At 74.2% G+C, this 22,969-nt stretch carries 23 protein-coding genes; 9 read left to right on the top strand and 14 right to left on the bottom strand.

Annotation, left to right across the window (positions count from 1 at the left end; genetic code table 11):
* Positions 1-7: 7 nt before the first annotated feature.
* Both JQX11_RS19450 and JQX11_RS19445 read right to left on the bottom strand, forming a co-directional pair.
* On the bottom strand, positions 8-1,474 hold the full coding sequence (locus JQX11_RS19450) for an NADH-quinone oxidoreductase subunit NuoF family protein (protein ID WP_088647185.1): 1,467 nt from the start codon (positions 1,472-1,474) through the stop codon (positions 8-10).
* Positions 1,471-3,276 (bottom strand): ferric reductase-like transmembrane domain-containing protein, encoded by a 1,806-nt coding sequence (locus JQX11_RS19445; protein WP_204926369.1) that lies wholly within the window; start codon positions 3,274-3,276, stop codon positions 1,471-1,473. The genes JQX11_RS19450 and JQX11_RS19445 overlap by 4 nt, the downstream gene beginning before the upstream one ends.
* Positions 3,277-3,521: 245 nt before the next feature.
* Between JQX11_RS19445 and JQX11_RS19440 the strand changes: the two genes are divergently transcribed.
* Complete coding sequence (locus JQX11_RS19440) at positions 3,522-4,409, top strand: L,D-transpeptidase (protein ID WP_307826254.1); 888 nt, start codon at positions 3,522-3,524, stop codon at positions 4,407-4,409.
* 7 nt (positions 4,410-4,416) lie between these two features.
* On the opposite strand, the gene JQX11_RS19435 is transcribed toward JQX11_RS19440, so the two are convergent.
* Genes JQX11_RS19435 through JQX11_RS19420 form a run of 4 tightly spaced genes read right to left on the bottom strand, consistent with a single transcriptional unit; the run spans position 4,417 to position 7,990 of the window.
* Complete coding sequence (locus JQX11_RS19435) at positions 4,417-5,040, bottom strand: response regulator transcription factor (protein ID WP_307826253.1); 624 nt, start codon at positions 5,038-5,040, stop codon at positions 4,417-4,419.
* Positions 5,037-6,191: a sensor histidine kinase gene (locus tag JQX11_RS19430; protein WP_204926368.1), complete on the bottom strand. Its 1,155-nt coding sequence runs from the start codon at positions 6,189-6,191 to the stop codon at positions 5,037-5,039. The genes JQX11_RS19435 and JQX11_RS19430 overlap by 4 nt, the downstream gene beginning before the upstream one ends.
* Positions 6,192-6,249: 58 nt before the next feature.
* Positions 6,250-7,041, bottom strand: a complete 792-nt coding sequence (locus JQX11_RS19425) for an ABC transporter permease (protein WP_204926367.1) — start codon at positions 7,039-7,041, stop codon at positions 6,250-6,252.
* Position 7,042: 1 nt separating this feature from the next.
* Positions 7,043-7,990 carry an ABC transporter ATP-binding protein gene (locus JQX11_RS19420; RefSeq protein ID WP_204926366.1) on the bottom strand — a complete coding sequence of 316 codons (948 nt, stop codon included), beginning with the start codon at positions 7,988-7,990 and terminating at the stop codon, positions 7,043-7,045.
* Between the two features lie 287 nt (positions 7,991-8,277).
* Here JQX11_RS19420 and JQX11_RS19415 point away from each other — a divergent pair, with 287 nt between their 5' ends.
* Together JQX11_RS19415 and JQX11_RS19410 are read left to right on the top strand one after the other, a co-directional pair.
* The gene (locus tag JQX11_RS19415) at positions 8,278-9,123 is read left to right on the top strand and encodes an alpha/beta hydrolase (protein WP_204926365.1); all 846 of its coding nucleotides are present in this window, start codon (positions 8,278-8,280) and stop codon (positions 9,121-9,123) included.
* A gap of 98 nt (positions 9,124-9,221) precedes the next feature.
* The gene (locus JQX11_RS19410; RefSeq protein ID WP_204926364.1) at positions 9,222-9,554 is read left to right on the top strand and encodes a hypothetical protein; all 333 of its coding nucleotides are present in this window, start codon (positions 9,222-9,224) and stop codon (positions 9,552-9,554) included.
* 32 nt (positions 9,555-9,586) lie between these two features.
* Here the strand turns inward: JQX11_RS19410 and JQX11_RS19405 are convergent, their stop codons facing one another.
* Positions 9,587-11,635: a prolyl oligopeptidase family serine peptidase gene (locus tag JQX11_RS19405; RefSeq protein ID WP_307826252.1), complete on the bottom strand. Its 2,049-nt coding sequence runs from the start codon at positions 11,633-11,635 to the stop codon at positions 9,587-9,589.
* A 119-nt stretch (positions 11,636-11,754) separates the two neighbouring features.
* Here JQX11_RS19405 and JQX11_RS19400 point away from each other — a divergent pair, with 119 nt between their 5' ends.
* A complete protein-coding gene (locus JQX11_RS19400; RefSeq protein WP_204926363.1) occupies positions 11,755-12,888 on the top strand; it encodes a site-2 protease family protein in 1,134 nt (377 codons plus the stop codon).
* Positions 12,889-12,993: 105 nt separating this feature from the next.
* Here the strand turns inward: JQX11_RS19400 and JQX11_RS19395 are convergent, their stop codons facing one another.
* Complete coding sequence (locus JQX11_RS19395) at positions 12,994-13,863, bottom strand: AraC family transcriptional regulator (RefSeq protein ID WP_204926362.1); 870 nt, start codon at positions 13,861-13,863, stop codon at positions 12,994-12,996.
* Between the two features lie 120 nt (positions 13,864-13,983).
* Here JQX11_RS19395 and JQX11_RS19390 point away from each other — a divergent pair, with 120 nt between their 5' ends.
* Positions 13,984-14,610, top strand: coding sequence for a phosphatase PAP2 family protein (locus JQX11_RS19390; protein WP_307826251.1), 627 nt, complete (start codon positions 13,984-13,986; stop codon positions 14,608-14,610).
* A 118-nt stretch (positions 14,611-14,728) separates the two neighbouring features.
* Here the strand turns inward: JQX11_RS19390 and JQX11_RS19385 are convergent, their stop codons facing one another.
* Both JQX11_RS19385 and JQX11_RS19380 read right to left on the bottom strand, forming a co-directional pair.
* Positions 14,729-15,967 (bottom strand): FAD-binding protein, encoded by a 1,239-nt coding sequence (locus tag JQX11_RS19385; protein WP_204926488.1) that lies wholly within the window; start codon positions 15,965-15,967, stop codon positions 14,729-14,731.
* Between the two features lie 5 nt (positions 15,968-15,972).
* A complete protein-coding gene (locus JQX11_RS19380) occupies positions 15,973-16,677 on the bottom strand; it encodes a hypothetical protein (RefSeq protein WP_204926361.1) in 705 nt (234 codons plus the stop codon).
* An 80-nt stretch (positions 16,678-16,757) separates the two neighbouring features.
* Between JQX11_RS19380 and JQX11_RS19375 the strand changes: the two genes are divergently transcribed.
* Complete coding sequence (locus JQX11_RS19375; protein WP_204926360.1) at positions 16,758-17,114, top strand: hypothetical protein; 357 nt, start codon at positions 16,758-16,760, stop codon at positions 17,112-17,114.
* Between the two features lie 39 nt (positions 17,115-17,153).
* Here JQX11_RS19375 and JQX11_RS19370 read toward each other — a convergent pair whose 3' ends face one another.
* The 4 genes from JQX11_RS19370 to JQX11_RS19355 all read right to left on the bottom strand — a co-directional run bounded on the left by JQX11_RS19370 (position 17,154) and on the right by JQX11_RS19355 (position 20,197).
* Entirely contained in the window at positions 17,154-18,083 is a 930-nt protein-coding gene (locus tag JQX11_RS19370) for an LLM class F420-dependent oxidoreductase (protein WP_204926359.1), read from the bottom strand.
* Positions 18,084-18,213: 130 nt separating this feature from the next.
* The gene (locus JQX11_RS19365) at positions 18,214-19,251 is read right to left on the bottom strand and encodes a hypothetical protein (RefSeq protein ID WP_204926358.1); all 1,038 of its coding nucleotides are present in this window, start codon (positions 19,249-19,251) and stop codon (positions 18,214-18,216) included.
* Positions 19,251-19,520, bottom strand: a complete 270-nt coding sequence (locus JQX11_RS19360; protein WP_204926357.1) for a hypothetical protein — start codon at positions 19,518-19,520, stop codon at positions 19,251-19,253. The genes JQX11_RS19365 and JQX11_RS19360 overlap by 1 nt, the downstream gene beginning before the upstream one ends.
* Positions 19,521-19,750: 230 nt before the next feature.
* On the bottom strand, positions 19,751-20,197 hold the full coding sequence (locus tag JQX11_RS19355; RefSeq protein WP_307826250.1) for a hypothetical protein: 447 nt from the start codon (positions 20,195-20,197) through the stop codon (positions 19,751-19,753).
* Positions 20,198-20,328: 131 nt separating this feature from the next.
* Here JQX11_RS19355 and JQX11_RS19350 point away from each other — a divergent pair, with 131 nt between their 5' ends.
* The 3 genes from JQX11_RS19350 to JQX11_RS32615 are packed head-to-tail and all read left to right on the top strand — an operon-like array spanning position 20,329 to position 22,957.
* Entirely contained in the window at positions 20,329-20,634 is a 306-nt protein-coding gene (locus JQX11_RS19350; protein WP_204926356.1) for a DUF6403 family protein, read from the top strand.
* Positions 20,631-21,989, top strand: a complete 1,359-nt coding sequence (locus tag JQX11_RS19345) for a hypothetical protein (RefSeq protein WP_204926355.1) — start codon at positions 20,631-20,633, stop codon at positions 21,987-21,989. The genes JQX11_RS19350 and JQX11_RS19345 overlap by 4 nt, the downstream gene beginning before the upstream one ends.
* Positions 21,986-22,957 carry a hypothetical protein gene (locus tag JQX11_RS32615; RefSeq protein ID WP_232378168.1) on the top strand — a complete coding sequence of 324 codons (972 nt, stop codon included), beginning with the start codon at positions 21,986-21,988 and terminating at the stop codon, positions 22,955-22,957. Before JQX11_RS19345 ends, JQX11_RS32615 begins: the two co-directional genes overlap by 4 nt.
* Positions 22,958-22,969 lie beyond the last annotated feature (12 nt).

Genomic DNA, 22,969 nt, shown 5'->3' with positions numbered 1-22,969 from the left:
GGTGGTGCTACTCGGCCTCGACCAGCCGCAGCGCGAGTTCGGGACAGACCTTGACCGCCTTCATCGCACCTTCCTTCAGCCAGGTCGGCACAGGGGTGGACGGGAAGGCGGGGTAACCGTTGCCGTCGAGCCGGATGAAGTCCGGTACGACGTGGGCGCACAGCCCGTGCCCGTCACAGCGGGACCAGTCCAGGGTGAGCTTGCGGGGGTTGGCGTCGGGCGCGCCGGGCAGCCCCATCACGCCCTTGACCCGCTTGCCGCACCCCTCACCGGTGGTGTGCTGCCGCAGGTCGTCGGCGAACACCTCCATCGCGGAGAGGGCGAAGCGGGAGGTGCCGTCGGGGTGGCTGCACGCGCCCCGGCCCTTCACGTCACCGGCGGCGGCCCGGACCACCTCCACCGGCGCACTGCCGGACACCGCCAGGTCGACGGCGCGGGCCAGGTCGGGCAGGCCGCGCTTGCACGGCCCGCACTGGCCGGCGGACTCCCCGGCCAGGTAGCGGACCACCTGGGCGGCCTCGCCCAGCGGGCAGGTGTCCCGGCCGAGCGGGATGATGATGCCGGCGCCGAGGGTGCCGCCGACGCTGGTGAGGCTCTTGCGGGTGATCTCGGCCCGCTGCGCCGCCTCCCAGGTGATCCAGCGGCCGTGGTAGCCGCCCATGAGGATGCCCGGCCCCTCCGGCACCTCGCACAGGTCGAGGATGTCCCGCAGCGGGGTGCCGGCGGCGCACTCCACCACGGCGGCGCGCTTGGCCTGGCCGGTGACGGTGAGCAGCACGGTGCCGGGCTCGTCGTCGGTGCCGAGCGCGGCGTACTCGTACGGGCCGAGCCGGGCGGCGATCGCCACCTGGGCGTACGTCTCGGCGTTGGACAGCAGGGTGGGCAGGTTGCGTACGCCCGAGTCGCTGGACCGCTTCTTGGTGCCCGGCGGGATGTGCGGCAGTCCGTTGATCCCGTTGACCAGTGCACCGCCCTCACCGGAGATGAACCGGTGCGGCACGGTGACGATGCTGGTGGGCACCGGCATCCGGCGTTCGGCGAGGGCGTCGGTGAGCGAGTCCCGGCCGATCAGGTCGTCGGCGACGCAGAGCACGATCTCCTCGGCGTCCAGCGCGTACGCGGCCAGGGCGGCGCCGTCGAGGATGAGGTGCGGGGCCCGGGTGAGCAGCACCTTGTCCTTCCAGCTCGCCGGTTCCCCCTCGGTGGCGTTGACCACCACCACGGCGGGCAGGTCCTGCCGTTCGCAGGACTCCAGCACCGCCTTGAACTTGCGGTAGAACGGGAAACCCGCCCCGCCCTTGCCCTTGAGCTGGATGGCCTCGGCCAGCCGGAGCAGGTTGGCCGGTTCCATCGGGCCGATCGGCCCGTGCTCCATCTCGTGGGCCATCAGGTCGAGCCGGCCGAACTCGGCGAAGCCGGCGGTGAGCCGGGGCTCGCCGATGCAGGCGACCGGTGGGACCTTCGTGCGCATCACTTGGCCTCACCGCGCAGCCCGGCCCAGTACGCCCCGTCGACGGCGTCCGCGTTGGCCTTGCCCTTGCGCCGGCTGCGGCTGTCGCCGGTGGCCTTGCGGGCCCGCCGGGAGGCCAGGTCGACCAGGGTCGGGGTGTCGTCGACGGGGATGTCGTCGGCGACGTAGCGGGCCGGCGGACGCCAGTAGTCCGGCTCCTCCGGGACGTCGGCCTCGACGCTGTGCCGCCCGGAACCGCTGCGCGGGGCGGCGGAGATCGGCTCGGCCGAGACGGGCCGGCTGGCCTCCTCCCAGCGGCGCGGGCTGTCCCACGGCTCCTCCGGCTCCTCGGTGCGCCGCCGGGGCGGGGCCGAGTAGCGGGCGGCCACGTCGTCGTCGCGCCGGGCCCGGCGACCGGTGGAGACGGGGGCGTTGTCCTCCTCGTAGCGGGAACGGCGACCACCGGAGACGGGGGCCACGTCCTCCTCGTAGCGCGCACGCCGACCACCCGACACCGGCGCCACGTCCTCCTCGTAACGGGAACGGCGACCACCGGAGACGGGGGCCACGTCCTCGTCGCGGTCGCGGCGGCGACTGCCGGAGACCGGCGCGACGTCCTCGTCGTAGCGGGAACGGCGACCACCGGAGACGGGGGCCACGTCCTCCTCGTAGCGCGCACGCCGACCACCCGACACCGGCGCCACGTCCTCCTCGTAACGGGAACGGCGACCGCCGGACACCGGGGCGACGTCCTCGTCGCGGCGGCGGGGCCGCTCGTCGCGGTCGTCCCGTTCGGCGGTCCGGCGGCGCGCGGCCGGTTCCAGGTCGCGCTCGCGGCGGGGGGCCGGTGCGGTCTCCTGGCTGGTACGACCCCGGCCACCCCGGACGGGCTCACGCAGGGTGCCCGGTTCGGGAACGACCGGGACGGTGAACCGCTCGGGGTCCCGACGCCGGGCGCTGCCGGTCGGCGCGTTCCAGGACGGGGCGAGGGCGGCCTCGGCCCAACTGCTCCGGGTCTCCTTCTCCTCCTCCTTCTTGCGGCCGAGCCCGGTGAGCAGCGTCCGGCCCTTGCCCTCGTCGACGCCCTTGCCCGTCATGGCCTTGTTCAGCGCGGCGGCCTGCTGCTGTTCGCGGCTGCGCTTGCCGAGGTAGACCGACAGCCGCACCATCAGCGCCACCACCACCAGCAGGACGCAGGCCAGGTAGCTCAGCACCACCCAGGACTTGGCGGCGCGGCCGGCGTTGAGGCCGTGGAACAGGGCGAACGGCCAGGACAGGTACGCCAGGGAGTGCAGGCTGCGCCAGAACCACTTGGGTCCGACCCCGGCGAAGCGGACCCGGACGATGCCGGTCCACAGGACGCTCACCATGAGGAAGGCGGCCACGGTGCCGAGCCCGACGTAGAGCCCGCTGCCGCCGATGAACGGCACCACGGCGTCGGTGGGTCCGGCCCGCCCGATAGCGATCTTGGTGATGACGTGGAAGACCAGGCCGACGACGCCGAGGATGCCGGTGGCCCGGTGCGCGGACTGCAGCAGCACCCGGTGCCGGATCATGAGGACCAGCCGGTCGGTGGCGAGCAGGCCCATCATCACGGTGAGGCTGAGCGACACCAGGGCGACCACCCCGGCGAAGAACTCGGTGAAGAAGAAGCCGTACGCGTACATCGCCGCGCCGTTGCCGGTCATCTCGACCCCGGCCCACAGCAACCCCAGCGCCGACGCCACCATCAGCGCCATCGTGCCCTTCGACACTGTCCGGACACCACGGCTGCTGGTGGAGGTCCGGACGGTCGCCGCCTTCTCGTTCTGCTGTGCCCGGGCCATCTGCTCCTCGATCGTCTAACGGCGGCGCCACCACCGGCCGACCCTGCTCCCACCTCCAGTACGGACCTCCGGCGCGTACGGATCACCGCCGCCGCCGAAAATTCTCGGCGGATCGTCGAACCACCCCGGTCCGGGACGCGTGTAAGGCCCGGCGTACGGCGTCCCGTCGCGTGGACGGCCGGGGATCGGGGGCCCGTCGGGACGATTCGCGCCGGGTGGAGCTACCTGCCCCTTAGAGTGGTTTCGTGGCTTTTGACCGGATGATCGAACGGTGGGGCCGGGGGCCGCTCGTCGCCGTCGTCGGCGTACCGGCCCTGCTGGTGCTGGCCCTGCTCGTCGGCGTGGCGCTGCGCGCGGACGCACCCGCCCCGACCCGGCGGGCGGCGGCCCCGCCACCGACCGTGGCCGTCCCGCACGAGGACGAGACCGTGCCGCCCGCCGCGCCGGCCCCGCCCGGCCTACCCGTGATCGACTACGACCCGGCCCCCGCCGGTTTCCCGGCCGACCCGCACCCGCTCGACGTCACCCCGTTGACCGAGGGCGTCACCCCGACCCGGAACATCGCCGCGTACGACGCACCTGGCGGACGCCCCCGCGCCCTGCTCGCCCCCACCATCAGCGGGGTGGAGCTGACCATGCCGGTGGTGCAGCGGCGTACCGGCTGGACGGCGGTCCTGCTGCCATCGGCGAGCCGTCGACTGGCCTGGCTGCCCGACGGAGGCTGGAGTCCGGTCGTCCTGCGCGACCAGATCGTGGTGCAGCGCCGCACCCACCAGCTCACCTGGTACCGGCACGGCCGACCGGTGCACACCTGGCCGGTCAGCCTCGGTCAGCCCGGCCAGGAGACCCCCCTCGGCCGCACCTTCATCCTCGGCACCACACCGCCCCCCGAACCGGTCTACGGCGGGGTGGACGTCTTCGCCCTCGGCGCCGTCCCCGACGACCCGGAGGCGATGCCCACCGGGCTGCGGGGCGCACACATCGGCCTGCACACCTGGCAGGACGACGACACCCTCGGCGAGGACGTCACCAACGGCTGCATCCGGCTGACCCGCAGCGCCCAGCGGACCCTCCTCGACGAGGTACGCCCCGGCACCGAACTCGTCGTCGTCGACGCCCTGACCACGTCCTGAGCCCGGTTCACTCGCCGAGCAGCCAGCCATTCTGTTCGGCGAGCCGGACCGCGGTGGCCCGGTTGCGGGCGCCGGTCTTGCCGATCGCCGCCGACAGGTGGTTGCGGACCGTCCCCTCGGACAGGTGCAGCGCCGCCGCCAGGTCGGCCACCGTGCCACCGCTCCGGGCCGCCCGCAGCACCGCCGTCTCCCGCTCGGTCAACGGGCTCGTCCCCGCCGCGAGGGTCTCCGCCGCCAGCGCCGGGTCGACCACCCGCAGCCCGGCGTGCACCCGGCGGACCGCGTCGGCGAGCTGCCGGGCCGGGGTGTCCTTGACCACGAAGCCGCCCGCCCCGGCCTCCATCGCCCGTCGCAGGTAGCCGGGCCGGCCGAAGGTGGTGACCACCAGCACCCGGCAGCCGGGCAGCGCGGCCCGCAGCGCGGCGGTCGCGGCGATCCCGTCCAGCCCCGGCATCTCCACGTCGAGCAGCGCCACGTCCGGGCCGGTGCGGCGGGCCGCGTCCACCACCTCGTCGCCCCGACCCACCTCGGCCACCACGTCGAGGTCCGGTTCCAGCGACAGCAGCGCGGCGAGCGCGCCCCGCACCAGCGCCTGGTCGTCGGCGAGCAGCAGCCGGATCGGGTCGCTCACCGCTGCTCCACCGGCACGGTGACCCGCAGCAGGAACCCGGTACCGTCCGGCCGCCGGCCGACCGTCACGGTGCCGTCGAGCCGCCGGACGCGTTCCCGCAGGCCGAGCAGCCCGTGCCCGCCGTCGCCGGCCGGCTGCGGGCCGGGCACGCCGTCGCCGGCCGGGCCGCGCCCGTCGTCGGCGATCTCCACCCGTTCCGGGTGGACCCGGATCACGCACCGCCGCGCGCCGCTGTGCCGCACCACGTTGGTCACTCCCTCCCGGACCGCCCAGCCGAACAGTTCCTCCCGCGCCGCCGGCAGCGCCGGCAGGTCGTCCGGCAGGTCACCGACGATGCCCGCCGCCGCCAGCGCCGTCCGCGCGCCGGCCAGCTCGCCGGTCAGGCTGATCTCCCGGTACGCCCCGACGGTACGCCGTACGTCGGCCAGCGCCTGCCGGGCCAGCCGCTCGACGTCGGCGATCTCGGTGCCGGCGCGGACCGGGTCCAGCTCCAGCAGCCGCCCGGCCAGCTCCGCCTTGACCGCCACCACGGTCAGCGAGTGCCCGAGGATGTCGTGCAGGTCGCGGGCGGTGCGGGCGCGTTCCTCGGCGACCGCGAGCCGGCGGATCTCTGCCTGGGCGGCCCGCAGCTCGCCGTTGCGCTGCGCCAGCCGGCTCACCCCGAACATCGCGAACGAGGCGAGCAGCACCGCGAAGACGACGGTGCTCTCCGCCTGCCAGCCGGGCACCAGCGCGGCGGCGACAGGTGGGGTCAGCGCGCTCAGCACGACCACCACCAGGGCGTCCACCGGGGGCAGCAGGAACACCGCCGCCGCCGCGACGAAGACCAGGGTGGTCAGCCAGTCCCCCGCGGTGCCGGGGATGCCGGCCAGACCGAACGCGAGCAGCAGCCCCACGGACGCCCGCGCCCGGCCGACCGGGATCGGCCGGTGCGCCTGACGCAGGCCGCGCGCCCACTGGAAGATCAGCACGTAGAGCACGCCGAACACGACCAGGGTGCCCACCCCCACCGCCCGCCGCCAGGGTTGTGCCTGGTGTACGGCGGTGAACAGCGGGATGTTGAGGAAGAACAGCCAGACCCCGGCGAGCAGCCAGCCGGTGATCCGCCAGCGGCGGGTCACCGGCGACGGCCTGTCGAACGGGAGGTCCATCGGGTCCACGCTAGTCCCCGCCGGCCGGTGTCCGGGCCCGCCGGTGCCGGGCCACCGCTCAGACCCGCTGGGTGTCGCGGCGGAACAGCCGGGCCGCGCCGAGGGCGAAGCCCGCCGTCCAGCCGAGCACGTTGACGAGCACCCCGACGCTCACCGGGTCACCGGTCAGCGGGGCGCGGGCCAGTTGACCCACCCCCCACACGGGGGTGAACTGGGCGATCCGCTGCATCACGTCGGGCAGCATCTCCACCGGCAGGAACAGGCCGCCGAACATGGCGAGCAGGGCGAGCACCGGCCCCATGAACTGCATGACGTTCTCGGCCGGGCCGAGGTAGCCGATGAGCAGCCCCAGCGCGGCGAAGACCAGCGAGCCGAGCCAGGCCGCCGACCCGGCCAGCAGCCAGACGGACACCGGCAGCCGGACCCCGGCGGCGGCCCCGACCGCGAACTCGATCACGACCGCGACCAGCCCGAGCACCATCGCCGTGGCGACCTTCGTGGCGACGTACGCGGCCGGGTGCAGCGGGGTGAGCCGGAGCTGACGGCTCCAGCCCAGGGCCCGTTCCGTGGCGACCGCCGCGCCCGCGCTGGTGGTGGCCACCATCGCCCCGTAGACGGCGAGGCTGACCATGATCCAGGCGAGCACCTGCCGACCGTTGGGGAGTGTCTCGTCCCGCTGCGGCAGCCCGAACAGCAGGAAGAAAACCGCCGGCATGACCATGGTGAACAGCAGGGTCCGCCGGTTGCGCAGCATCCGGCGCATCTCGATCAGCAGCACCGCCGGGGAGAAGCCGCCGAGGGCCGGCGGGCGGCGGTCCGCGGTGGGGGTGGTCAGGGCGGAGGTGGTCATCTCAGGCTCCAACGGTCGCGGTGGGGGCGGCTTCGGCGGGGTTGGCTTCGGGCGGGGTGGCGTCGGTGGCGGTCAGGGCCAGGAAGGCGTCCTCCAGGTTGCGGGAGGTGATCTCCAGGTCCCGGGCGGCGGTACGGGTGAGCAGGTGCCGGGCGACGGCGTCCGAGTCGCCGGTACGGATCAGCACGGCGTCGCCGCGTACCTCGACGGCCTCCACGCCGGGCAGCGCGGCCAGGCCGGACTGGTCGGCGTCGGGCAGGGTGGCCCGGACGATCCGGCCGGCGGCCAGGTTCTTGATCTCGGCGGTGGTGCCGTCGGCGACCACCCGGCCCTGCCGGACCAGCACGATCCGGTCGGCGTACGCGTCGGCCTCGTCGAGGTAGTGGGTGGCGAAGATGATCGTCCGGCCGGACCGGGCGTCGGCGCGGATCGCCTGCCAGAAGTCGCGTCGCCCCTCGACGTCCATGCCGGTGGTCGGCTCGTCGAGGACCATCACGTCCGGGTCGCAGAGCAGGGCCAGCGCGAACCGCAGCCGCTGCTGCTGGCCCCCGGAGCACTTCCCGACGAGCCGGTCGGCCAGGTCGGCGATCCCGGCCCGGGTCAGCACCTCGGTGACCGGCCGGGTCCGGCCGAAGAAGGACGCGGTCATCCGTACCGTCTCGGCGACGGTGAGATCCTTGAGCAGGCCGCCGCTCTGCATGACGGCGGCGACCCGGCCGTAGAGGACGGCCTCGGCGGGGGTGCCGCCCAGCAGCCGGACCTCCCCGGCATCGGGGCGGGCCAGGCCGAGCAGCATGTCGATCGTGGTGGTCTTGCCGGCGCCGTTGGGGCCGAGAAAGGCCACCACCTCGCCCGGGTGGATGGTCAGGTCGAGCCCGTCGACGGCGGTCACCGGCCCGAAGCTCTTCCGCAGGCCGCGCAGTGCGACGGCCGGACACTCACTGGTCATGCCAACGAGCGTGCGCCTGCCGGTCGGCTCCTTCCCGGCCCGCCCGTCACCTTCCACCCGTGACAAATGTCAGCGGTGTCGCACCCGGTGTCCGTTCCGCACGGGAGTCGTATGCCTGCTGGGCATTTTTTATGCCTGACAGGAATGTCGGTCGCCCACCATCCGGCGTTCCGCGCCCGGCACCGTTCGCACCTCATCCCGGGCGGACAGGTGGGTCCCGGCTTGGGGCATCGGGCGGTGGAAGGTGGGTATGCCGCCGCGGTCGGGGCGAGGTCGGGGAGGACCGCATGGGGAACGCGTCGAACGGGCAGGTCGACACGGTGGTGCTCGTGCACGGGCTGTGGATGACGTCGCGCAGTTGGGAAGGCTGGGCCGAGCGGTACGCGGCACGCGGGTTCCGGGTGCTCGCCCCCGCCTGGCCGGGCTTCGACCGGGAGGTGACCGCGCTGCGCGCCGACCCCGGCACGATCGCCGGCACCACCCTGCGGCAGATCATCGACCACTACGCGGCGGTGATCCGCGAGCTGCCCAACCCCCCGATCGTGATCGGCCACTCGTTCGGCGGGCTGGTCGCCCAGGTGCTGGCCGACCGGGGGCTCGGCGCGGCCGTCGTGGCGGTCGCGTCCGCCCCGGTCAAGGGGGTGCTCCGGCTGCCGATCAGCACGCTGCGGGCGTCGTACCCGGTGCTGCGCAGCCCGGTCAACCGGCACCGGGGGGTGCAGATCAGTCCGGACGAGTTCCGGTACGCCTTCGGCAACACCCTCCAGCCGGACGACTCCGACCGGGCCTGGCGGCGCTACGCCGTCCCGGCCGCCGGGCACGTGCTGTTCGAGGGGGCGTTCGCCAACCTCGACCCGCACTCCGCCGCGACCGTCGACACCGGCCGCGACGACCGGCCGCCGCTGCTGCTGATCGCCGGTGGCGAGGACCATGTCGCCCCGCCGTCGCTGGTGAAGGCGAACGCCGGGCTCTACCAGAAGTCGCGGGCGGTGACCGCGTACCACGAGTTCCCCGGCCGCTCGCACTTCACGGTGGGCGAGCCGGGCTGGGAGGCGGTCGCCGACTACGCCCTGGACTGGGCGGTACGCATGACGCAGGCCCCGGCGACGGCGGGCGGCCCGTCCCGCCGCTGACCCCAGACGAACCCCGGCTATGGTCGTCCGGAACCCGGGTCGTCCGAAATGCCGTACAGCCAGGTTCTTCGATTGATCCGTGTCGCTACTTTCAAGACATGGCAGATGATGACCTGGGCAGGGGCGGCAGCAGCCTGGGACACCTCCGCTACGGTGCTGCCGCCCTGATGGTCTTCGGGTGCGTCGGGATTCCTGTGCAGGTGTGGAAGGCCACCACCGAATGGGCGACCGGCTTCCGTGTCCTGCTGTGCGCGACCCTGATGCTGGTCTGGCTGGTGGTCACGTTCGCGATAGCGAACTCGATCATCACCCGTCAGATCAACTACGCAAAGACCCGCTGGCCGGACGATCCTGACGCCCGACGGGACTACCTGAGGAAAAGCAGGCGTCCACCGGGCATCGACCTCGGCGGTGGCGACGACGAATCATGACCGGCGCCTACTGACGACCGGCCCCGTCGCCCTCACGACCCGGCGTCACCGCCGCCCAACCGCTGCCACAGGAAGCGCAGCGTCAACGCCGACAGGAACGCCCGCTGCTCGTTGTTGCTCGCCGCACCGTGCCCGCCCTCGACGTTCTCGTAGTACGACACGTCCTGGCCGTGCGCGCTCAGCAGGGCGGCCATCTTCCGGGCGTGCCCCGGGTGCACCCGGTCGTCGCGGGTCGAGGTGACGAACAGGACCGGCGGGTACGTCACCCCGGGCCGCACGTTGTGGTACGGCGAGTACCCGCGCAGGAACGCCCAGTCGGCCGGGTCGTCCGGGTCGCCGTACTCGGCCGTCCAGGAGGCCCCGGCGAGCAGCAGGTGGTAGCGCCGCATGTCCAGCAGCGGCACGTTCGCCACCACTGCGCCGACCAGGGTCGGGTAGCGGGTCAGCACCGCCCCCATCAGCAGCCCGCCGTTGCTGCCGCCCTCGATACCGAGCTGCGGCGCGGTGGTGATCCCCCGGGCCGCCAGGTCGGCGGCGACGGCGGCGAAGTCCTCGTACGCCCGGGGGCGGTTCTCGCGCAGCGCCGCCCGGTGCCAGCGCGGGCCGTACTCCCCGCCGCCCCGGATGTTCGCCACCACGTAGGTGCCGCCCCGGGCCAGCCAGCCCCGGCCGAGCACCCCGTCGTAGTGCGGCGTCAGCGAGACCTCGAACCCGCCGTACCCGGTGAGCAGGGTCGGTCCGGCGGCGGCCGTCGGGTCGCCGACCACGGAGTACGGCACCCGGGTGCCGTCGGCGGAGGTGGCGAAGAACTGGCGCACGGTCAGGCCGGTGGCGTCGAAGAACGCCGGCTCCCGCTTGAGGGTCTCGACCGGGCCGCCGACGCGGCCCAGCCGCAGGGACGCCGGCCGCAGGTAGCCGGTGGAGGCGATCAGGTAGTCGTCGCCGAGGTCCGGGTCGGTGTCCACGATCCAGGGCTCGTCGCCCTCCGGCACCCCGGCCAGCGGCGTCCGCCGCCAGCCCGACACACCGTCGGGGGTCAGCACCTCCAACCGCCGGTGTACGTCGACCAGGGTGGCCAGGATCAGGTGGTGCCGGGTCCAGACGTGGTAGCTCAGCGCGGTCCGCTCGTCGGGCTCGAACAGCACGGTGAGGTCGCCTTCCCCGGCGACGAAGTCGTCGAACCGGGTCACCAGCAGCGCCCCGGCCGGGTGGGTGACCCCGGCGACCTCCCACGGGGTACGCAGCCGGACCAGCAGCCACTCCCGGTGCACGTCCCACTGGGCGTCCTCGGGCACCGGGACCGGGACCTGCCCGCCGTCGGGGGTCAGCAGGAAATTGCGGGTCCGGTAGAAGTCCAGGCTGCGGCCGACGAAGTCCCGTTCGTACCCGGGTGTCGGGTCGTGCGAGGCGTACGCGGAGACGTCGTCGGCCTGCCCCTCGTAGACGATCTCGGCCTCGCTCACCGGGGTGCCCCGCCGCCACCGGCGGATCACCCTCGGGTAGCCGGAGACGGTCAGCGAGCCGGGGCCGAGGTCGGTGCCGACGTAGATCCGGTCGACGTCGATCCAGGTGACGTCGCTCTTGGCCTCGGCGAGGGTGAACCCGTCGGGCACGAAGGCGCGGGTGTCGAGGTCGTACTCGCGGACCACCACCGCGTCCTTGCCGCCCCGCGACAGGCTGACCAGGCAGCGGCGGTGGCCGGGGCGCAGCACCGTCACCCCGTCCCAGACCCAGTTCTCGTCCTCGGCGGCGGCCAGCGCGTCCAGGTCGAGCAGCACGTCCCAGGCCGGCTCGGGCCGCCGGTACTCCGCCAGCGTGGTACGCCGCCACAGCCCCCGGGGGTGCGCCGCGTCCCGCCAGTAGTCGTAGTAGTACCCGTCGCCACGCCAGCCCGGGTACGGGATGCGGTCGTCGGCGTCGAGCACCTGCCGGATCTCGGCCTGCATCGCGGCGAACGCGTCGTCGCCGGTCAGCGCCGCGACGGTCGCCGCGTTGCGCTCGCGGACCCAGCCGGCGGCCGGCTCCGCGTCCAGCTCCTCCAACCAGCGGTACGGGTCGTCGCCCTCATCGATCAGCGTCACCCCGTTTAGTATTCCCGACCGGTCAACCCGCCCTCGACCCTGCCCCTGACCGGGCCCGGACCCCGGGACCCGTCGCGCCGGCCTGGCATGGGCGCGGCAGCGCCGGGTATGAGCGGGGCATGAGGGCGAGCTTCCGGCTTGGCCGGATCGCGGGGGTACCCGTCGGGGTCAACTGGAGCGTCCTGGTCATCTTCGTGCTGATCGCGTGGTTGCTGTCGGCCAACCAGTTCCCCCGCTCGTACCCCGACCGGCCCGGCTGGGCGTACCTGCTGGCCGGGCTCGCGGCGGCGGTGGTCTTCTTCGTCGGCCTGCTGGCCCACGAGGTGTCACACGCGGTGGTGGCGAAACGCAACGGCCTCCAGGTGGAGGGGATCACGCTGTGGTTGTTCGGCGGCGTCGCGGAGCTGCGCGGCGAGCCCGCCGACCCGGGCGCGGAGCTGCGCATCTCCGGGGTCGGCCCGCTGGTCAGCCTGCTCCTCGGGGTGTTCTTCGGGGCGATCGCGGTGCTGCTGGCGCTGGCCGGGCAGGAGGGGCTGCTGCTCGGCTCGGTGTCCTGGTTGGCCGGGATCAACGTGCTGCTGGCGGTGTTCAACATCCTGCCGGCGGCCCCGCTGGACGGGGGTCGGTTGCTGCGCGCCGCCGTGTGGAAGGCCACCGGCGACCGGGCCAGGGCGTCGGTGGTGGCCGCCCGCGCCGGCTGGGTGCTCGGCGTGCTGCTGATCGGCCTGGGCATCTGGCAGTTCCTGGCCGGCTACGGGGTGGGCGGGCTGTGGCTGGCGCTGATCGGCTGGTTCCTGATCGGCGCGGCCGGGATGGAGGAGCGCCAGGCCCGGCTGGGCAGCGCGCTGACCGGCGTGCGGGTCGGTGAGGTGATGACCCCGCAGCCGCAGACCGCCTCGGCGGAGATGACCGTCGCCGACTTCGTCGACCACTACCTGTTCGCCTACCGGCACACGGCGCTGCCGTTGACCGAGGACGGCCGACCGGTCGGCCTGGTCACCCTGGACCGGGTACGCGGCGTCCCGGCCGACCGACGGGCCGCCACCACGCTGGCCGAGGTCGCCTGCCGGGCCGACGACCTGGTGTTGGCCCGGCCGGAGGAGCAGCTCAACGACCTGCTCCCCCGCCTCGGCGAGTGCTCCGACGGCCGCGCCCTGGTAGTGACCGGCGACCAACTCGTCGGCATCGTCTCCCCCAGCGACATCAGCCGCGCCGTCCAACGCAGCACCCTGCACCCCCACCCCACCAGGTGACCGCCCGGCCGCGCCCGCCGGCCGCCGGCCGGCGGGCCGCAACTGGGCCGATGTTGCGGCATCCGCAGCATGCGGACCCCGCAACATCGCCGACAATGGTGTCGATCAGGGAGTGCCGGCCCGCTCCACCGGGATCCACAGCTCGGCGTCGGCGTGGGTGCCACCGGCCGCGATGCGGACACTGGCGATCTCCGGGCCCGGCCGGCTCCGGTACGGGTTCGACGGGAACCACTGGGTGAACACGTCCCGCCACAGGTGCTGCACGGCCGCCGGGAACTCGCCGGAGGCCGCGAAGACCGCCCAGGTCCCCGCCGGCACGTCGAGCGCCTCCAGGTCGTCCGGCACGTCCGCACCGGTCACCGCGCCGTACCAGTAGTCCAGCTCGACACCCTCGGACCGGTCCTCACCGAGCAGTTCACTGACGTTGACGATGCCCGCCGGCTCCTGGTCGGACAGGGCCTCGATCCGGGCCGTCGTCTCCGCCGGGATGCCCTTGACGAACGCCACGATCGCCGGGTTCATCCCCTCGTGCACCAGGGGCACCCGGGCCCGCCGACCCACCAGCCGCAACGCCGGCTTCTCCACCACCCGGTACCGCATGCTGCCACTCCCCTCGACGACGAGCCGGAAGGACAACCGCTGCTGGGAGTGCAGCACGGCCCCCGTACGCCGCGCCTCACCCGGCCCGATGCCGTGCATCGCCCGGAACGCGCGGGTGAACGCCTCGGTCGAGCCGTACCCGTGGCGGACCGCGACGTCGAGCAACGTCCGCTCACCCGCCAGCACCTCGGCCGCCGCGACGGTGAGCCGCCGCCTGCGGACGTACTCCGACAGGGGCATCCCGGCCAACGCCGAGAACATCCGCCGGAAGTGGTACTCCGAGGTGAGGGTGATCCGCGCCAGATCGGCCACCTCGACCGGTGCGTCGAGGTGCCGTTCCACGTACGCCAGGGCCTCGTTCAGCCGCTCCAGCACCTGATCTCCTTCCGCTCACGGGTCCCGGGACCGATGACATGGTCTCCGAATGACCCCGACGAATCTCCGGCACCGTCGACGACGACAGAATGACGACTGCTGAACGAGGGAGGGGAGCCTGTGACCGGACACGCCACCACCGGCGTCACCCGCACCGCGACGCGGATCGCCCGGGTCGTCACCGAGGTGCTCCAGCCCGCCGTGTGGGCGGCTGCCATGCCCGTCGTCGTCGCGGTGGTCGCCGCCCGGACCGTCCCCGCCGGCCTCGGGTGGGGAGCGCTCGCGGCGCTGTTCACCGCCGTGGTGCCGTTCGGGGCGATCCTCTACGCCAAGCACACCGGCCGGGTCACCGACCATCACCTCAGCCGCCGCGAGCAGCGCCGGGGCGTCCTGCTGGCCGGTGTCGCCTCGGTCGCCGCAGGGCTGGTGCTGTTCGTGGCCCTGGACGCTCCCCGGCCACTGGTCGCCGTGATCGCGGTGATGCTGGTCGTGCTGGCCGGCACCACCGCCGTCAATCAGATGTGGAAGATGAGCGCCCACACGGCCGTCTCCGCCGGTGCCTGCACCGTGCTGGTCCTGCTGGTCTGGCCGGCGCTGGCCGTCGGGGTGGCGGCCGTCGGGATGCTGGTCGTGGTGCTGATCGGTTGGTCCCGGGTGCATCTCGGTGCGCACACCGTCGCCCAGGTGGTCGCCGGAGCGGTCACCGGCGTGCTCCTCGCGGCGGGGTGCTACCTGGCTGTCGTGTGAGCGGCACGTCGACCGGCCGCGAGTCCGTGACGCCGGGCCGGCCCGTGCCGCGACGGGGTGCGGGACATCCCCAACCCCTGACCGGTCGCCACCCGGGTCGACCCCGACGACCGACCGGTCAGGCGCGGGGGAAGTAGTGGTCGAGCAGGTCGGTGCGGAACACCCCGGCCGGGTCCAGCTCGGTGAGCAGGGCGGCGAAGTCGGCGTACCGGGGGAAGGTGGTGGCGACGACGGCCGGGTCGAGGGTGAAGACCTTCCCCCAGTGCGGCCGGGGGTCGAACGGGGCGAGCCGGGACTCGACCTCGGCCAGCACCGGCTGCACCGCCGCCGCGTCGTCGACCCAGGTGAAGTGCACGGCAAGCGTGTCGCGCCCCTGGTTGGGGCTGAGCCACAGCTCGTCGGCGGCGACGGTGCGCAGCTCGCAGATCTGCAACACCGGCGCGATCCGCTCCCGCATCCCGGCCAGCGCGGCGAGCGCCCCGGCCCCGGCCGAGCGGGGCAGGTGGTACTCGGACTGGAGTTCGTCGCCGCTGCTCGGCAGGAAGCCGAGCCGGAAGTGCGGCAGCCGCTCGTGCCACGGGCCGGGCTCGCCGAACTGCGGGGTGCAGCTCACCGGGTCCATCCCGGGCACCGGGTGCGCCGGCCGGTCGGCCGGGGTGGTGCCGAGCCAGTCCGGCTCCGGCGGCGGGGCGTCGGCGAGCTGCTTGCGCCAGAGCTGGTCGATGTCCGTCGAGCGCCAGGTGGTGAACCCGCTGACGCTGTACGCCGAGGCGAGCGCCGCGTCCAGCGCGCCGACGGGCAGGCCCTCGCGGACGTACTGGCGGACGGTGAAGGTGGGCAGCACGTCCAGGGTGACCCGGGTGACCACGCCCAGCGCGCCGAGCGACACGACCATGCCGGCGAACCGGTCACCGGCGGACCGGTCCACGGTGAGCACGTCCCCGTCGGCGGTGACCAGTTCGAGACCGGCCACGGCGGCGGCCAGGTTGCGGTTGCCGTCGCCGGAGCCGTGGGTGCCGGTGGCGACCGCCCCGGCCACCGAGATGTGCGGCAGCGAGGCGAGGTTGGCCAGGGCCAGCCCCTGCTCGTGCAGCCGGGTCGCCACGTCCCCGTAGCGCAGCCCGGCGGCGACGGTGACGGTGCCACGTTCCCGGTCGACCTCGACGGTGGGCGGCAACCCGGCCAGCGAGACCAGGTCGCCGGTGGTGTCGCCGATCCGGTTGAACGAGTGGCCGCTGCCGACCGCCCGGACCCGGTCACTGCCGGCGACCAGCCGGCGCAGCTCGTCGAGGGTGGTCGGCCGGTGGAAGGCACGGGCGGCGTAGTGCACGTTGCCGGCCCAGTTGTGCCGGGGCACCCCGCTCACGCGTCGCCGCCCTCGGCCAGCGCCGCATGCAGGTCGTCCAGCGCCGCGTCGACCTGCCGCACGTCGTAGCCGCGCAGGGCGACCGGCAGGCCCTGCGCCCGGGCGGCGGCCAGCTCGTCGCGGACCGCCCGACGGCGCGCCGGGTCGTCCGAGTCCAGTGCCGCGCGGGCGTGTCCCACCAGTGTGTCGACCACGTCGGAACTGTACCCGCGCAGTCCGACGCCGAACTCGGTGCCGGAACGGACCGCGACGTCGCGGTCGTCGCGGAACCGGTCGCCGGCGTACCGGGCCAGGGCCGCCGCGATCTCGTCGGGGTTCTCCCGCACCTGGCCCAGGTCGAGCAGTTCGGTCGCCGGCCGGCCGTCGACCCGGGCGTCGGGCGGCAACCCGACGCCCTCGACGGGTACGCCGAGCAGCCGCACCCCGCCGGTGCCGGGTGCCCGGCGGTCGAGCACGACGAGGGCCAGCTCGGCCCAGGGCAGCCGACGCCGCAGCCCCCGTCGGCGTACGGTCAGCCCGTCGGCGTCGATGACGAACCGGAACGGTCGCAGGCCGTTGGCCAGCCCCACCCCGCCCAGCGCGACGCCCCCGAGGGCGGTGGCCGTCCGTAGCAGCCCGCCGCCGGTGGCCAGCAGCACCGTCCCGGCCAGTACGCACACCGCCGACAACACCTGCCGGCCCCGTTCCCGGTGCAGCTCCACGTCGTCTCCCCGTCGATGAGCGCGGTCCGGTGCATCATCCGGCACGGTTGTCGGCGGCGTCCACGGGGAACCATGGCGCGATGAGCAGCTACCGCGACCCGATCCTGCACGGCGACGTCTATCCGTCCGAGGAGGAGATCGACCCGACCGGGGTCGGCCTGGAGCCGGCGAGCGACCCGCCGTCGGCGTACCCGGACCGGGCGGGACCGACGACGACGCCGACGCCCCGGGTGGCACCGGGCGGGGCGCACTCGATCGTCACCCACCACCTGGACGGCTCGACGCAGGTGGTGACCGACCTCGACGGGGACGGGATCGCCGACGTGGTCCAGTTCGACCTGGACGGCGACGGCGTACCGGACATCACCTACCTGGACAGCGACCGGGACGGCCGGTTGGACACGGTGCTGCGCGAGCCGGGCGCCCGCCGCCCCTGACCGTTCCGGCCGACCGCCACCGGTGGGTGGCCGCCGGGGTCACAGCTGGGGCATCACCTCGGCGGCGACCAGTTCCAGCTGGTCCAGGTCGGCCAGGTCGAGCACCTGGAGGTAGATCCGCTCGCTGCCCGCCTCGGCGTACCGGCCGATCGTGTCGACCACCTCGGCGGGGGTGCCGGCGACGCCGTTCTGCCGCAGCTCGGCCGGTTCCCGACCGATCACGGCGGCCCGGCGGGCCACCTCGGCGTCGTCCCGGCCGCAGCAGAGCACCAGCGCGTTGGACCAGCGCAGGGTGCCCGGGTCGCGGCCGGCCTCGGCGCAGGCGGCGCGGACCCGGCCGAACTGGGCCACCGTCTCCTCGACCGAGACGAAGGGCAGGTTGAACTCGTCGGCGTAGCGGGCAGCCAGGCGCGGGGTGCGCTTGGGTCCCTTGCCGCCGAGCAGGATCGGCGGGCGGGGCTGCTGCACCGGCTTGGGCAGTGCCGGGGAGTTGCTGACCGGGTAGTGCTTCCCGGCGTGGTCGAACCGCTCGCCGGCCGGGGTCGCCCACAGCCCGGTGATGACGGCGAGCTGCTCCTCCAGCCGGTCGAAGCGCTCCCCCACCGGCGGGAACGGGATGCCGTAGGCGGTGTGCTCCTCGGCGAACCAGCCGGCGCCGATGCCCAGCTCGACCCGGCCGCCGCTCATCTGGTCGACCTGGGCGACGGTGATCGCCAGCGGGCCGGGCAGCCGGAAGGTGGCCGCCGTGACCAGCGTGCCGAGCCGGATCCGGGTGGTGTCCCGGGCCAGCCCGGCCAGGGTGGTCCAGGCGTCGGTGGGGCCGGGTTCGCCGGTGGACGACCCCATCGCCACGTAGTGGTCGGAGCGGAAGAACGCGCCGTAGCCGGCGTCCTCGGCGGCGCGGGCCACCGTGAGCAGTTGGTCGTAGGTGGCGCCCTGCTGGGGCTCGGTGAAGATCCGCAGTTCCATGCCCCGAGCATAGGGAGCCGGGCGGGCACCCGCTCGGGCTCCACCGGCAGCTCATATACCGTGACAGGCATATGCCGCGCGTTCCGCCCCGGCCCGCCGGCTCGGCGACGGCTGACCCGCGACCCGCGCCTCAGCCGAACGGCCTGGTCGCGTACGCGGCGCGCAGGGCGGCCAGGCCCGGCTGCTTCGGCGTCAGGGTGCCCCAGCCGGAGTTGAAGTAGTTCGCCCGCACGATCCGGGGCCCCCGCTCCGCGTTGAGCCGGGCCAGGGCCGGTGGCACGGTGGCGATCCAGGCCGCCTGGTCGGGAAGGGCGGACGCCTGCACCCCCCACTCGGCGATGATCACCGGTCGGGAGAGCGCCACCGGCCCGAGGTCCGCCACCGCCCAGTCCCGCGTCCGGCGGAACCGGCCCAGCGCGGTGTGGGTCGGGTCGGTCGCGTAGACGTTCCACTGGAGGAAATCCACCCGGGACATCAACGCCTCCGGATGGGTACGCCGGAAGGCGGCCCGGTCGAAGCCGCCCGAGCCGACCGAGAAGGTGGTGCCGGCGGGCAGGCCCCGGGCCCGCAGCCAGTTCACCACGTAGGTCAGTGCCTGCACCGCGCGGGCGTCCGACTCGGCCCAGGTGAACGACACCCCCGACTCGGTGGTACCGAACTCGTGGTCGGTGTCCAACTCCGAGGCGAGTTGCAGGTTCACCGGGAACCCCAGCGTCCGGTACTGCGACAGGGCGCGGGCGAGCAGCCCGTCGCACTGACCGGCGAGCACCTGCCCGTACCCGTACGCCCGGGGCCAGGTGGTGCCCGGACGCTGCTGGATGGTCATCGCCGGCGCGGGAACGGTCCAGTTCACCCCGTCGACGGTGAACGTCTGCGCGCCGGGGCTACCCGCGCCGTAGTGCTTCAACTCCAGCACCATGTTCGGCGCGACCCCGGCCCGACCGAGATCACGCAGCCAGGACATGCCGTAGCCGGGGAAGACGTAGGCGTCGGCGAGGCTGCGGTACTGGGTCAGCGAACGGAAGTTCCCGCCCACCATGTCCCCCGTCGGGTCGGCGTTGCCGGCCAGGTAGTAGCCACCCCACACCGGGGGCGCCAGGGCGTAGTCGACCGCCGCGCTGGCGGTACGTCCACCCTGGTCACGTACCGTCACGGTGACCCGGGGCATCAGGCCACCGCCCGGTACACGGCGGTCGTCCCGGTGTCCGAGACCCTCGTCCAGGCCCGGCCGGAGTCGTCGGCTACCTCGACGCCGAGCGGGTCGATCACCGCGGTGACCCGCACCGGGGCGCTGCTGTTGCCGTCCGCGTCGGTCAGCACGATGGTGACGGTCACGGGGCGGGTGTCCGGGTCGGCGTAGCCGACGGTGAGCGTCATCGGCTCACCCGGGGCGTAGGTCGAGGCGTCGAGGCTGGCGGTCACGGTGGGAGCGGCCATCCCGGCCCCTCCTTCCTTGCTGGCCCGGTCGACGGACGCGACGCCCGCCGGCCGGAGATGGTGACGTCGTTGTCCGGACCGGGCGGTGGCGGCCGGGCGCGGTCACCACCGGCCGGCCGGGCGGGTGCGCCGCGCCTCCCCGGCCACACCCCCATCCACCTGCGTCAACAGTGCCCCCTACCGGCCCCGGGCGTCCTGTCGGCAATCCGCCAGCAGGGCCGGCGGTGCGGTCACCGGGTGCGGCGGCGGAGCAGATGGGTGCCGAGGCTGACCAGGGTGCTGCCGACGCCGGTGCCGAACAGCACCAGCACCGCCCCCACCACCCACAGCCCGGAGTCGTCGGTGGCCGCCGCGTGCCCCGACCAGGCGGCCGTGAACGCCACCGTCATCACCGGCGCCACCAGCACCGGGCTGAGCAGCCAGCCGGCAACGGCGGCGACCACGACCAGGGTGAGCACCGCGCCGACCACCTGCCAGACCGCGTACGGGCCGGTGGTCGCGCCGGTGCGGGGGTCGGTCGAGTAGCCGCTCTCCCACCCCAGCCAGGCTGCCCAGGTGCCGATCGTCGCGGCCGCGAGCAGCACACCGGCGAGGAGGGTACGGGTACGCGTCATCTGCACGCCCCGATCATCGTCGGCGGGGCCGGTCACCGGATGAGCACCCGTACTCACGATCACCGTCGCACCACCCTTCGCAGCCGTAACCGCCCTGCTCGGGGGCCGTGTGGCGCGGGTTGCCCCGATCGGCGAGACTCGGTCGGACCACCCCCGGGGGCCGTCCCCCGGACCCCGGCGAACGGTTGGAGCCCATGGCAGACCCCTCCCTGCTCTGGCTGGCCGGCGCGGTGCTGCTGGTGACCGCGGGCGTGGCGACCAGCCTGCTGCCCCACCGGCGGGCCCACGCCGAGCAGCGACGGACCGCCTGGTCGGCCGCGCGGGCGGCGATCGACAGCGCGGCTGTCAGCCGGGACGCGGCCCCCGACCGGGTGCCCGAGGCGGAACGGTTGCTGACCCGCGCCGAGTCGCTCGCGGGTGCACGCGGCGGGGTGGACGCGGCGCGGGCGGCGGCCGAGCACGCCCGGCAGGCCGACCGGCTGTGGCGGGAGCACCGGTGAACGCCGGCAGGTACCGCCGCCTGGCCGAGCCGTTGCGCTGGACGCTGCTCGGGCTCGCCGTGCTCGTCCTGGTGGTCTTCCTGCTCGCCCAGCGGCAGCAGGGCATCGACGTCAGCTACGGCCGGTCACCGGCGTCGACGGCCGGCGTCGAGACGGGCGGCGCCGGCACCTCCGACCGGGCCACCGTGCCGTCGGTGGACGAGATGACCGCGCTGGTGGCCGCCGCGCCGGTGGTCCGCCTGCCGGGCTCGGTGGCGTACTGGAACGAGCAGCGGGTGCGGGAGGTGGCCGGCGACACCCGGATCCTGGTCGCCCCGCCCGGCCTGGACAAAGATGAACGGGAGCGGGTCCGGGACGTGGAGAACGCCACGATCCGGGTGATCGGCACCGAGGTCAGCGGCGGCTTCTACCAGGCCAGCTCCGACCGGCTGCCCGCCTGGCGGGCGCAGTTCGCCACCGGGGACGTGACCGACCTGCTGATCGCCCTGATCACCGCGCTGCGCAAGGAGTCCACCCCGGCCGACCGGGACGAGCTGCGCTGGCGCGAGCCGAGCGGGCCGGAGCTGACCACCGTCCTGACCGACCTGCGGGCGACCGGCCGGCACATCGCGCCCGGCGCGACCCTCACCGACGTGCCCGAGACCGCCGCCCGCAACGCCTTCCCCGACGGCGCCTGGTACGTCGCGCTGCCCGTGCAACGCTACGGCGAACCCCTGCCCCGGTACGGCCCCGCCCTGAGCGCCCGGTTCCCCGACCAGCCGATCGTGGTGATGTACGGGCTCTGGATCGAATACCACGGGCCCGGCGCGGCGGACTTCGCGGAGCTGGCCGGGGCCAGCTTCTACGGTCAGTTCGCCGGTGTGCTCAGCCGCTCCGACTATCCGCAGCGCAACGTGCTGGGCGTCTACCTCAACCGGGTGACCGACATCCGCTACGCGGGCCTGTTCGAGCGGCCCCTGCCGTACCGGCCGGCCGATCCGCTGCGGGTGGCGCTGCCGGCGTTGCCGTGGCTCTTCGCGGGCTGCGTGGCGGCGTTCATGGTGCTGTCGGCCCGGTCGCTGCGCCGGCCCGACCGCCGGCCGGGCAGCCGGCGGGACACCGCGCCGACCCGGCTTGCCGGGTTGACCGCGCTGGCCGTCGAGGTGTCCCTGCTGACCGACGCCCGCAGCAACCCGGCGCTGACCCGGGGCATCGTCAAACTCCAGGCCGCCCGGTCGGCGTGGGAGGAGAAGCTGCCCGCCCGGCACGTCCGCACCCTGCTCGACGAGGCGGCGGCCGAGCTGGACGACACCGCGCGCCAGGTAGGCATCTCCAGTTACCGACCGGACAACTACCTGCGGGGCAGGCTGTCATGACACGTTCACCGTCCCCGCAGACCGCCACCGCCCGCCCGGGGCGGGGACGCGTCGCCGGTCTGCTCGGCACCCCGTTCGGCCTGGCCGTGCTGGCCTGCCTGGTGCTGGCCGGCTGGGCGGTGTGGAGCGGTGGGGCGCTGGACGGCCCGATCGCCAGGCACGTGCGCACCACGTCGTTCTACGCCGACCCCGGGCTCGACGTGGACCGGGCCGAGGCGGAACGGGTCATCGGCAACCGCCGGCTGGTGGTGATCCTACGCTCGCCCGGGGCCGACCTGCGGGACACCTGCAAGCAGGTGCACCGGGCCGCCGACGGGACCGTCGTGCTGGTGCTCAGCCGCGACGGCGACGACTACGACACCTACGGCTGCGCCCTGGTGCCCGGCTACGAGAAGAAGAACCTGGGCAAGGCCGCCGCCGCAGAAATGATCATCGGTCGGGGCATCGACACGTTCGTCGACCGCCCACTGGAGGCCGTGAAGGTCATCGCCGTGAACTACGACCGGCTGGTCAAGGCCGGCACCGTGCCCGACGGCGCGCGGACGATCAGCCCGTCGCTGCCCCGGTTCCTGCTCGCCGCCGCGGCGGTGACCGGGGTCGTCGCCGGAGCGTCGGTGCTCTACCTCGGCGGCCGGCGGGCCGGGCGGCTGGCGGCGGCCCGGCGGGTCCGCCGCGACGAACGCACCGACAGCCGCAGCGCGCTCAGCGCCGCCACCGCCGGCCTGGCCCAGCAGATCATCGACCTCGACCCGACGTACGCCCTGCTGAGCAGCCGCCCCGACGGCGACGACAGCAGCTTCGTCCGACGCTACCGGCAGTTGACCGCCGACCACACCGCCCTGCTCGACCGGCTGTCGACCCTGGACGACGCCGACGAGCCGGCGGTACGGGAGCTGACCACCCACGTCGAGTCGCTGAGCCGCCGGGCGCAGTCGCTCGCCGACGGAAAACCCGGCAGGTCCGGGTAGCCCGTCGCACCG

This window comes from Micromonospora humida, from assembly GCF_016901255.1.
Classification (GTDB): Bacteria; Actinomycetota; Actinomycetes; order Mycobacteriales; family Micromonosporaceae; genus Micromonospora; species Micromonospora wenchangensis.
This window is presented reverse-complemented; position numbering and strand designations above follow the sequence as displayed.